The following is a 9970-nucleotide window of genomic DNA, read 5'->3' as shown; positions in this document are numbered from 1 at the left end:
CCCCGTCTATGGGGGGGGGGGGGGGCGTCTCCCTATCGTGTTGCCCCCCAAAAAATTAATTTTCGTTGGGGGGCGCCTCTCCCCCCCCCCCCCCGCTCCCACAAGGAGTGGTGGTGTTCCAACCTTTTCCGTTCACGCAGCGCCTTACCACCGCTGCCTCTCCTGCAGTAGAACGGCCTCACCTGGGCTCCCTCGGTCAAGGTGAAGTTTGGCGCCTTCGGGCGCCCTTTTTATTGGGGATCAATCAAAGGCCATTCGGCCAGAGTCCGATAGCGGCCTTTGTGGGATTCGAACAGGGCGAAGCGGTCGGCACGCAGGAAAAATTGCGGCGCGGTCGCGGACTCCGGCACCGGCGCCCGATACTGCCGTGCCAGGGTCAGGTGCGGACGGTATTCCCTGGGTGCTTCCTCCAGACCGAACGGCAACATCGCCTGTTCCAGCGCATACACCAATCGCAGCAATGCCGGGGGCGCCTGCTCCGGCGCGAGCACCAGCGCCCCCGCCCTGCGCCACACGTCCAGCCGGTCCAGTACCACCGTCAAGCGCTCGCCCGGTGTGCGGATGGACGCCGCAGCGGTGCAGATGTCGGCAATCTGCGCCACACCCACCGCCCCCAGAAACTTCAGCGTCAGGTGAAAGTTTTCCGCCGGCACTGGCCGCCCGTTGCGCAGTTGCAGCGCACTGCGCCACTGGGCGATGTCCCGGCGCTGGGCAGGAGCGCAATCGAGCGCAAAGAACAGACGCTTGAACGGCTCGCGGGATTCGTCGCTCATGCCGGACACCTCTTGGGAAGACTGCCTGAGTGTACTCAACCCTCGCGTACCGGCCAGCGCATTTCTGGCACCGTCCGGCAGGCGCGTTATAGTTCTAGCATCCCGAAAAAGCGGAGGGGACCATGCGACAGATCCTCAGCAAAGAGCCATGGTGGGCCAGACCGCCCGAGCCAGGTCAGGATGAACTCAAGCTGGAATGGGGCTGGCTGGTGCATTACAACGAAGGTGAGCCGCGCTTCGAGTTCATCCGCGAGCGGCCGACGGACGACGAGATCCGGCAGCGCAAGAGTTGCAGGATCACCCCGACGCCGGAGTGATCCCACTGCCGGCGTCAGACTTTCAGGAGCACTTCAAACCCGCCATACACCAGGCGCTGACCGTCAAATGGCATCGGATTGACGTTCGGCTGCATGCGCGGGTCCTGCATCATCTTGTCCATCCCGGCATTACGGGTGGCCTTGTCCGGCCAGATGATCCAGCCAAAAGCCACGGTTTCGCCGTCCTTGAGTTTCACCGCCATCGGGAACGATGTGACTTTGCCCTCCGGCACGTCTTCGCCCCAGCATTCGACCACGCTCAAGGCACCGTTTTCCTTGAAGATCGAAGCGGCGATTTCGGCGTGCTTGATGTATTGCTCACGGTTGGCGGTGGGTACGGCAGCGATAAAACCATCGACGTAAGACATGAGTGCTCTCCTTGGATCATGGGGTGTGCTGCTGGATAGTCGGTTGCGCTGGCGTCCGATCGACAGTGCCGGTGCCCAAACCGACCGGCGGTGCAGTGCGGTCCGCCAGGCTGCCTTCGATCTGCGCCGCCATGTAAAGCGTGGCGGCCATGACGCCGCTGGTCGGGCTCTGCACCAGTTTGGTCCAGGCCTTGTCGAAGGTATTGCCCAGGCTACGGCGAATCAGCGCCTCGCTATCGGGCCGGTCAAAGGCCTGGATGAATGCGCGAATGCCAGCCACCCCTAGCGTGATCAAGCCACCGGCCAGTTTCCCGGTCGCTGCGGCCACGGCGCTGGCGGCCCCACGCGGGGCCATCTCGGCTTCCATGCGCCGGCTGGCGCGCCTGGCCACCGGCGCCATCGCGGTGTCGGTCGAGCCCACCCCCTTGTCGCCACCGGCCTTATGGACTTTGTCGATCAGCGCGGCGAAGGCCGGCAAGGAGTTCAGCGGTTCGGTGTGCACGACCTGGTACAACGAGGCGTCCCTCGTCGGCGGAGGCCCGAGGGCGATGGCCGGGACTTTCTGGATGCGCCCGTTGAGCTGGGCCATCGGCACGCCGTGGCGGTGGGAGATTTTCTGCAGCTCTTCCTTGAGGATATCGATATAGAACGCCGCTGCCAGGCCGAGAATCGCATCGGGATCGACTTCCACGGCCGCCGGGGCCAGGACCTTCTCCTGATAGGCTTCGAGCAAGTACGCCGCCAGGTGTTTTTCCACGGCGTCCTGCTCACCCTTGGCGCTGATGGTGTACCAGCTGACCTTCATCGACAGCCATTCCTGGGTCCAGTAACTGCTGAACCACGGAATGAAATTCTGTTCGGTCAATTCATAGACCCGTGTGCGCCAGTATTCCATGGCGCCGCGGGCGTAGATTTTGGTCTCCTCGGTCGCCGCCTGCGACGCGGCGACGATCTCCCGGTCCACTTGTTGCCAGGTGCTGGCAGGAACGACGATGACCGGTGCCACTTCCACTGGCGCGCGCACAGGCGTAGCACACCCCGCCAACACCACCAGCACGGCAATGATCAGCGAACGCAGGTTCAAGATGGCGGCTTCCTGGAGTGTGCACCGGGCGAAATGCCCGACACGCGTAACCCATGATTCAAGTATAGGTGGCGGCGCCCTTGAGGCCGCCTTCGCGAGCAAGCCCGCTCCCACAGATTCACCGCCGATCAGGGTGGGAGCGGCGGTGCGGCGATCCGACTTGCCCGCGAAGGGACCCGCATCAACAGCACAAAAACCACCATCACTTGCGTCGATAATCACCATCGCCGCGATTGCCTTCCGCTTGATGGCCGTCAGCGTAGGATCGATCCCAGGCCAACACGAAACCCCGAATCGGAGGGGAATATCATGCTGATCCATCTGCTGACCTGCCTGGCCCTGACGGCGTTCACTTTGGGTGTGTTTTCCTGGTACGTCCTGAGCGAGGAGCAAACGTCATGATTCACACCGTCACCCTCGCCGTGCGTTTCCCGGTGTTCGGCAACAATTTCTACGCGCAGGAATTCGAGTCACGTAAAGAGTTGACTCTGATGTTCGACAAAAATTTCGAGGCGTTGCTGATTCCGGCAGCCGATCATCACTTCAGCAACGAAGTGGTCGGGCTCAATGATCAGTTCCGTTTTCTGAATGACGTGCTGGTCGAGCATCTACTGGATGTAGAGCTGGCAAAAGGCTCGGCCCGTTCGTTCGGGTTCTGACAGCGACCGCCGGTCACCCGGGCTCGAACGGGAAGCGCTCACAACGTTCGCTGGCTGTTGCCAATCCCCTTGGCAATATCGATCCCCCAATCCATCGCCGCCTCCATGTCCATCATGTGCGGCCGTGGATCGTGGTTCTCATTGATGACGGTGCCGTCCGGCCAATAGACACCAATGAACATGCCCAATGAACCGTCCTTCAATATCTCGGCCTTGACTTCAATCCGGCATCCGTTCGACAGCGTTTCCTTGTGGACCTCATGGCGCTCAGTCATTGCTGCTTTCCTCCCGCCTGTGGATTGCGAGTCTACCGGCAATGCTAGCTCAGCCCCCGCAACTGCGTAGACCTGCTGGACCAGAGGCCTGCCCTGACAGCGGCGCAATGCCACCTATACTCAAGACCACCTCCCCCCCAGGGGATCTGCACGTTCAACAATAAAAAGCAGAGGTGGAACATGGTCTGGCAGCAAGTCTACGATCCGTTCGGCAATCCGGTGCTTTCAACCATCATGGCCGCCGTACCGGTGGTGGTGATGCTGGCGTCCCTCGCTTTTTTCCATGTCAAGGCGCACCTGGCGGCGTTGCTCGCCCTGACCTCGGCCTTGCTGATCGCGATCTTCGCCTTCGGCATGCCGGCAAACATGGCAGGCTCCGCGGCGCTGTTCGGGGCAGCCAACGGTCTGCTGCCGATTGGCTGGATTGTGTTGAACATCATCTTCCTGCACCGCCTGACCACCGAGAACGGCTCGTTCAAGGTGCTGCAAGACTCCCTGGCGCGCATCACCGATGACCGGCGCCTGCAATTGCTGCTGATCGCCTTCTGCTTCGGTGCGTTTTTCGAAGGAGCGGCCGGTTTCGGTACGCCGGTGGCGGTGACTGGCGCGATTCTGATCGGGCTGGGGTTTTCGCCGCTCGCCGCTTCAGGTCTGGCGCTGATCGCCAACACCGCCCCTGTTGCGTTCGGCGCCCTCGGCACGCCGATCATCACCCTGGCCAAGGTCACCGGGCTGGATGAAATGGAGCTGTCGATGATGGTCGGCCGGCAGTTGCCGTTCTTCTCGGTACTGGTGCCGTTCTGGCTGATCTGGGCCTTTGCCGGCTGGCGCAAGATGCTGGAAATCTGGCCGGCGATCCTCGTGGCCGGGGTCAGTTTTGCCGTGCCGCAGTTCCTCGTGTCCAACTATCACGGGCCGATGCTGGTGGATGTGATCGCCGCACTGATTTCCATGGCCTGCCTGGCCGGTTTCCTCAGGGTGTGGAAACCGGCCACGGTACACACCTCCGCCGCCCTGTCCGGACGGGTCGACAACACGAAGATCGACGCCGAGCACGACGAAAAGCCTGTACCGACTGCAACCTTTGCCAATGAGGCAAAACCGGCGGTGATGCGGGCGTGGATGCCGTGGATCATCCTCACGATCTTCGTCTTCATCTGGGGCACCCAGGGCTTCAAGAACACCTTCGACACCCGCCCTGCCATCGACCCGCAAACCAGCGCCGCCAAACTCGACCCCCAGGGTAAACCATTGCGCGAGGCAAACCCGGTGTTTGCGCCGGTCTTGACGTTCAGTACCTTGCACTTGCAAGTGGTAAAGGTCCCGCCGGTGGTGGCGGCGCCGAAACCCGAGGAAGCGGTGTACAAGTTCACCTGGTTCACCGCTACCGGCAGCGGCATTCTGCTGGCGGCGATTGTCGGCGGCTTGCTGATGGGTTACTCGATCCCGCAACTGATCCACCAGTACCTGCGCACCCTGTGGGTGGTGCGTTACTCGCTGATCACCATTGCGGCAATGCTTGCCCTGGGCTTCCTCACGCGCTACTCCGGCCTGGATGCGACCATGGGCCTGGCCTTCGCCGCGACGGGCATCTTCTACCCCATGTTCGGCACCCTGCTCGGCTGGCTCGGCGTGGCGTTGACCGGTTCGGACACGGCGTCCAACGTGCTGTTCGGCGGCTTGCAACGGGTGACCTCCGAACAGTTGGGCATCAGCCCGGTGTTGATGGCCGCCGCCAACAGTTCCGGCGGGGTCATGGGCAAGATGGTCGACGCCCAGTCGATCGTGGTCGCCTCCACCGCCACCCGCTGGTACGGCCATGAAGGGGAAATCCTGCGCTACGTGTTCTTCCACTCGATCGTGCTGGCGATACTGGTCGGTGGACTGGTGACGTTGCAGGCCTACGTCGCGCCGTTCAGCCATATGGTGGTGGGAGGACATTAAATCGAATACACGCGTCATTCTGCTTGAGCCTGATCCCCGTGGGAGCGGGCTTGCTCGCGAAGGCGGTGTGTCAGACGGCAATGTCTTCGACTGACACTCCCTCTTCGCGAGCAAGTCGGATCGCCGCACCGCCGCTCCCACATTGGCGAGTGGTTTTTATTGAATGAATGGTCCGTCGTGCGGACAAACATCCCATGGACAGCCGGCCGTCTCAGGCCAATGATGAAGGTCAGTGGCCTCCAGCGAGAATCGTCAACCCATGAACATTCTCTACGATGAACGCGTTGACGGCGCCCTGCCCGACGTCGACAGGCAGGCGCTGTTGCACGCCCTGAAATCCCGCTTGCCGAATCTGGAAATCCTCCATCACCAGGAGGAACTCAAGCCCTACGAATGCGACGGGCTCTCGGCCTATCGCACCACGCCGATGCTGGTGGTGCTGCCCCGATACATCGACGAAGTGCAAGGGGTGCTGCGCGTCTGTCATGAACGGCACGTCCCCGTCGTGGCCCGTGGCGCGGGCACCGGTTTGTCCGGTGGCGCCTTGCCTTTGGAGAAAGGCGTGCTGCTGGTGATGGCGCGCTTCAACAACATCCTGCACATCGACCCCGCCGCCCGTACTGCGCGGGTTCAACCCGGCGTACGCAATCTGGCGATTTCCCAGGCGGCGGCACCGTTCGGCCTGTATTACGCGCCGGATCCGTCCTCGCAAATCGCCTGTTCCATCGGCGGCAACGTGGCGGAAAACGCCGGTGGCGTGCACTGCCTGAAATACGGCCTGACCGTGCACAACGTGCTGAAGGTCGACATCCTCACCGTCGACGGCGAGCACCTGAGCCTGGGCTCCAACGCCCTCGATGCCCCCGGTTTCGACCTGCTGGCGCTGTTCACCGGCTCCGAAGGCCTGCTCGGGGTCATCACCGAAGTCACGGTCAAGCTGCTGCCCAAACCGCAGACCGCCAAAGTGCTGCTGGCAGCCTTCGACTCCGTGGAAAAAGCCGGCCGTGCCGTCGGCGACATCATCGCTGCCGGCATCATCCCCGGAGGCCTGGAAATGATGGACAACCTGGCCATCCGCGCCGCCGAGGACTTCATCCACGCCGGTTATCCGGTGGACGCCCAGGCCATTCTGCTGTGCGAGCTCGATGGCGTGGAAGCCGATGTCCAGGATGACTGCGAGCGGGTGCGCCAGGTACTGCAACAGGCCGGCGCAATCGAATTGCGTCAGGCGAAAGACGAAGCCGAACGCGTGCGTTTCTGGGCCGGGCGCAAGAATGCCTTCCCGGCAGTGGGCCGCCTGTCGCCGGACTATTACTGCATGGACGGCACCATCCCCCGTCGCGAACTGCCCGGCGTGCTGCAGGCCATCGCCGAGCTCTCGAACGAATACGGCCTGCGGGTGGCGAACGTGTTCCACGCCGGTGACGGCAACATGCATCCGTTGATTCTATTCGACGCCAATCAACCCGGTGAACTTGATCGGGCCGAAGCCCTGGGTGGCAGGATTCTGGAGTTGTGCGTGAAAGTCGGCGGCAGCATCACCGGTGAACACGGCGTGGGTCGCGAGAAGATCAACCAGATGTGCGCGCAGTTCAACAGCGATGAGCTGACCCTGTTCCATGCCATCAAAGCCGCCTTCGACCCGAGCGGCCTGCTCAACCCCGGCAAGAACATTCCGACCCTGCACCGCTGCGCCGAATTCGGTGCCATGCACATTCATGACGGGCAATTGCCCTTCCCTGAGCTGGAGCGTTTCTGATGCGCGGCCCTGAAGATTTCGATGACAGCCAGTCGCTGCTGGAACAGGTCAACCAGGCGCTGGAAAACGCCACGCCGTTGCGCATCCAGGGATCCAACAGCAAGGGCTTCCTCGGCCGTGCCACGGCCGGGGAAATTCTCGATACCCGCTCGCACCGCGGCATCGTCAGTTACGACCCGACCGAACTGGTGATCACCGCCCGTTGCGGCACGCCGTTGGCGCAGCTGACGCAGGTGCTCGATGCCGCGCAACAGATGCTGCCCTGCGAACCGCCGGCCTTTGGCGACGGTGCCACAGTCGGCGGAATGATCGCCTGCGGGCTGTCCGGACCTCGGCGTCCTTGGGTCGGCTCGGTGCGCGATTTCGTACTTGGCACGCGGGTCATCACCGGGCAAGGCAAGCTGTTGCGCTTCGGTGGCGAGGTGATGAAAAACGTCGCCGGCTACGACCTGTCGCGCCTGATGGCCGGCAGTTACGGCTGCCTCGGGCTGATCACCGAAGTCTCGCTCAAAGTGCTGCCCAAACCCCGGCAGTGCCTCAGTATCAGCCTGGAAATGGACACCGCACAGGCCTTGCTGCGCCTGGCGGAATGGGGCCAGCAACCGTTGCCGATCAGTGCCGCCTGTCACGACGGTTCACGCCTGCACCTGCGGCTCGAGGGCGGTGAAGGTTCGGTGGCGGCGGCCCATGACCGCCTCGGTGGCGAACGGCTGGACGCTTCATACTGGGACGATCTCAACGAGCAGCGCTTGAGTTTCTTCGATCAAGACCAGCCGCTTTGGCGCCTGTCACTGCCACACAACACGCCATGCCTGACGTTGCCGGGTCGCCAGTTGCTCGACTGGGGGGGCGCCCAGCGCTGGTTGAAATCCGACGCCGACGCGGCGTTCATCCGCCAGGTCGTCGACGAGGTCGGCGGCCATGCCACCTGTTTCAGCCACGGCCTGACCGACACCCCGTTCCAGCCGCTGCCCCCGGCCCTGATGCGTTATCACCGCAACCTGAAACAACAACTCGATCCACGGGGCATCTTCAACCCCGGACGCCTGTACGCGGAGCTTTGAACCATGCAGACGACCTTGAGTGAAAACGCCAGCCATCTGCCCCGCGCCGCAGAAGCCGAAAGCATCCTGCGCACCTGCGTGCACTGCGGGTTCTGCAATGCCACGTGCCCGACCTATCAATTGCTCGGCGATGAACTGGACGGACCACGGGGCCGCATCTACCTGATCAAGCAAGTGCTGGAAGGCAACGACGTCACGCAAAAGACCCAACAGCACCTGGACCGCTGCCTGTCGTGCCGCAACTGCGAAACCACCTGCCCGTCGGGCGTCGATTACCACAACCTGCTGGACATCGGCCGGGCGGTGGTCGATGCGGCGGTGCCGCGCCCGCTCGGTCAGCGCCTGTTGCGCGAGGGGTTGCGTCAGACCGTGCCGCATCCCGATCTGTTCAAGAGTCTGGTCAATAGCGGTCAGGTATTCCGTGCGCTGCTGCCCGGCCCCCTGCAAAGCAAGTTGCCGCGCAGGGTCTACCCGGCCAAGCCGCGGCCCATGACCGTGCGTGAGCGTCAGGTGCTGATGCTCGAAGGATGCGTGCAGCCCAGCCTGTCACCCAACACCAATGCCGCGGCGGCGCGGGTGCTGGACCGGTTGGGGATCAGCGTCATCGCGACCCGCGAAGTCGGTTGCTGCGGTGCCGTGGACTATCACCTGGACGCCCAGGCCGCCGGCCTCGATCGCGCCCGGCGCAACATCGACGCGTGGTGGCCGAGCATCGAAAAAGGTGCCGAAGCAATTGTGCAGACGGCCAGCGGTTGCGGCGCCTTCATCAAGGATTACGGCCACCTGCTCGCCAGCGACCCGGCCTATGCCGACAAGGCAAAAAAGGTCAGTGCGCTGGCCCGGGACCTGGTGGAAGTGTTGCGCGACGAACCGCTGGAGCAACTCGGCATCCACGCCTCGCAACGCCTGGCCTTCCATTGCCCCTGCACCTTGCAGCACGGGCAGAAACTCGGCGGTGCCGTGGAAGCACTGCTGACCGGGTTCGGTTTCAACCTGACGTCCGTTCCCGACGGGCACCTGTGCTGCGGTTCGGCGGGCACCTACTCGCTGACCCAGCCCGAACTGTCGCGGCAACTGCGCGACAACAAGCTCAACGCCCTGGAAAGTGGCCATCCCGAGGTCATTGTCACAGCCAACATCGGCTGCCAGGCGCACCTCGATGGCGCGGGCCGAACCCCGGTGCGGCACTGGATCGAACTGGTCGAAGCTGCCCTGCCTTAACCGAATCCCGGAGATGCCCATGAACCGCAAAGCCGTCCTGAGCCAGACCGAAGTCAGCCAGATCATCAAAGCCGCCCGCGCCGAAGCACAGGCCAATCAATGGGCCGTGACCATCGTGGTAGTCGATGACGGCGGCCACCCGCTGGCCCTCGAACGCCTCGACGGCTGCGCGCCGGGCAGCGCCTATATCGCTACCGAAAAGGCCCGTACCTCGGCCCTCGGGCGGCGCGAATCGAAAAGCTATGAGGACATGATCAACGGTGGGCGCTACGCTTTTCTGTCAGCACCCTTGCTGACTTCGCTCGAGGGTGGCGTGCCGATTGTTTTCGATGGCCAGGTGATTGGCGCTGTCGGGGTGTCGGGCGTCAAGCCTGAGCAGGATGCGCAAATTGCGAAGGCCGGTGCGCAGAGCCTGAAATGAGATTTTGACTTTATCCTGGACCCCTGTGGGAGCGGGCTTGCTCGCGAAAGCGGTGGCACATCTGACATCCATGTGTCTGATACAC

At 63.0% G+C, this 9970-nt stretch carries 11 protein-coding genes; 7 read left to right on the top strand and 4 right to left on the bottom strand.

Annotation, left to right across the window (positions count from 1 at the left end):
* Positions 1–230: 230 nt before the first annotated feature.
* Entirely contained in the window at positions 231–773 is a 543-nt protein-coding gene (gene thpR, locus ACCD00_RS29005; RefSeq protein ID WP_413428660.1) for an RNA 2',3'-cyclic phosphodiesterase, read from the bottom strand.
* 122 nt (positions 774–895) lie between these two features.
* Here thpR and ACCD00_RS29000 point away from each other — a divergent pair, with 122 nt between their 5' ends.
* The gene (locus ACCD00_RS29000) at positions 896–1090 is read left to right on the top strand and encodes a hypothetical protein (protein ID WP_413428659.1); all 195 of its coding nucleotides are present in this window, start codon (positions 896–898) and stop codon (positions 1088–1090) included.
* A 14-nt stretch (positions 1091–1104) separates the two neighbouring features.
* Here the strand turns inward: ACCD00_RS29000 and ACCD00_RS28995 are convergent, their stop codons facing one another.
* Both ACCD00_RS28995 and ACCD00_RS28990 read right to left on the bottom strand, forming a co-directional pair.
* A complete protein-coding gene (locus ACCD00_RS28995) occupies positions 1105–1458 on the bottom strand; it encodes a DUF1428 domain-containing protein (RefSeq protein WP_413428658.1) in 354 nt (117 codons plus the stop codon).
* Positions 1459–1474: 16 nt separating this feature from the next.
* Positions 1475–2542 carry a hypothetical protein gene (locus tag ACCD00_RS28990; RefSeq protein ID WP_413428657.1) on the bottom strand — a complete coding sequence of 356 codons (1068 nt, stop codon included), beginning with the start codon at positions 2540–2542 and terminating at the stop codon, positions 1475–1477.
* A gap of 398 nt (positions 2543–2940) precedes the next feature.
* Between ACCD00_RS28990 and ACCD00_RS28985 the strand changes: the two genes are divergently transcribed.
* Positions 2941–3201: a hypothetical protein gene (locus ACCD00_RS28985; RefSeq protein ID WP_413428656.1), complete on the top strand. Its 261-nt coding sequence runs from the start codon at positions 2941–2943 to the stop codon at positions 3199–3201.
* A gap of 38 nt (positions 3202–3239) precedes the next feature.
* Here ACCD00_RS28985 and ACCD00_RS28980 read toward each other — a convergent pair whose 3' ends face one another.
* On the bottom strand, positions 3240–3476 hold the full coding sequence (locus ACCD00_RS28980) for a hypothetical protein (protein WP_413428655.1): 237 nt from the start codon (positions 3474–3476) through the stop codon (positions 3240–3242).
* 180 nt (positions 3477–3656) lie between these two features.
* On the opposite strand from ACCD00_RS28980, the gene ACCD00_RS28975 reads away from it, so the two are divergent.
* From ACCD00_RS28975 to ACCD00_RS28955, 5 genes are all read left to right on the top strand, one after another.
* Positions 3657–5420: an L-lactate permease gene (locus ACCD00_RS28975; protein ID WP_413428654.1), complete on the top strand. Its 1764-nt coding sequence runs from the start codon at positions 3657–3659 to the stop codon at positions 5418–5420.
* Positions 5421–5679: 259 nt separating this feature from the next.
* Positions 5680–7179 carry a glycolate oxidase subunit GlcD gene (gene glcD / locus ACCD00_RS28970; protein ID WP_413428653.1) on the top strand — a complete coding sequence of 500 codons (1500 nt, stop codon included), beginning with the start codon at positions 5680–5682 and terminating at the stop codon, positions 7177–7179.
* Complete coding sequence (gene glcE, locus ACCD00_RS28965) at positions 7179–8243, top strand: glycolate oxidase subunit GlcE (protein ID WP_413428652.1); 1065 nt, start codon at positions 7179–7181, stop codon at positions 8241–8243. Before glcD ends, glcE begins: the two co-directional genes overlap by 1 nt.
* A 3-nt stretch (positions 8244–8246) precedes the next feature.
* On the top strand, positions 8247–9464 hold the full coding sequence (gene glcF / locus ACCD00_RS28960) for a glycolate oxidase subunit GlcF (RefSeq protein WP_413428651.1): 1218 nt from the start codon (positions 8247–8249) through the stop codon (positions 9462–9464).
* A gap of 19 nt (positions 9465–9483) precedes the next feature.
* A complete protein-coding gene (locus tag ACCD00_RS28955; protein ID WP_085717966.1) occupies positions 9484–9885 on the top strand; it encodes a heme-binding protein in 402 nt (133 codons plus the stop codon).
* Positions 9886–9970: the final 85 nt, after the last annotated feature.

The organism is Pseudomonas sp. Pseusp3, from assembly GCF_047304225.1.
GTDB lineage: Bacteria > Pseudomonadota > Gammaproteobacteria > Pseudomonadales > Pseudomonadaceae > Aquipseudomonas > Aquipseudomonas fluorescens_CD.
This window is presented reverse-complemented; position numbering and strand designations above follow the sequence as displayed.

Bases quoted from the DNA above. Each gene is read 5' to 3' on its own strand.
- glcE (WP_413428652.1), top strand. From the start codon at position 7,179: ATGCGCGGCCCTGAAGATTTCGATGACAGCCAGTCGCTGCTGGAACAG.
- ACCD00_RS28985 (WP_413428656.1), top strand. From the start codon at position 2,941: ATGATTCACACCGTCACCCTCGCCGTGCGTTTCCCGGTGTTCGGCAAC.
- glcF (WP_413428651.1), top strand. From the start codon at position 8,247: ATGCAGACGACCTTGAGTGAAAACGCCAGCCATCTGCCCCGCGCCGCA.
- ACCD00_RS28980 (WP_413428655.1), bottom strand. From the start codon at position 3,476: ATGACTGAGCGCCATGAGGTCCACAAGGAAACGCTGTCGAACGGATGC.
- thpR (WP_413428660.1), bottom strand. From the start codon at position 773: ATGAGCGACGAATCCCGCGAGCCGTTCAAGCGTCTGTTCTTTGCGCTC.
- ACCD00_RS28995 (WP_413428658.1), bottom strand. From the start codon at position 1,458: ATGTCTTACGTCGATGGTTTTATCGCTGCCGTACCCACCGCCAACCGT.
- ACCD00_RS28975 (WP_413428654.1), top strand. From the start codon at position 3,657: ATGGTCTGGCAGCAAGTCTACGATCCGTTCGGCAATCCGGTGCTTTCA.
- ACCD00_RS29000 (WP_413428659.1), top strand. From the start codon at position 896: ATGCGACAGATCCTCAGCAAAGAGCCATGGTGGGCCAGACCGCCCGAG.
- glcD (WP_413428653.1), top strand. From the start codon at position 5,680: ATGAACATTCTCTACGATGAACGCGTTGACGGCGCCCTGCCCGACGTC.
- ACCD00_RS28955 (WP_085717966.1), top strand. From the start codon at position 9,484: ATGAACCGCAAAGCCGTCCTGAGCCAGACCGAAGTCAGCCAGATCATC.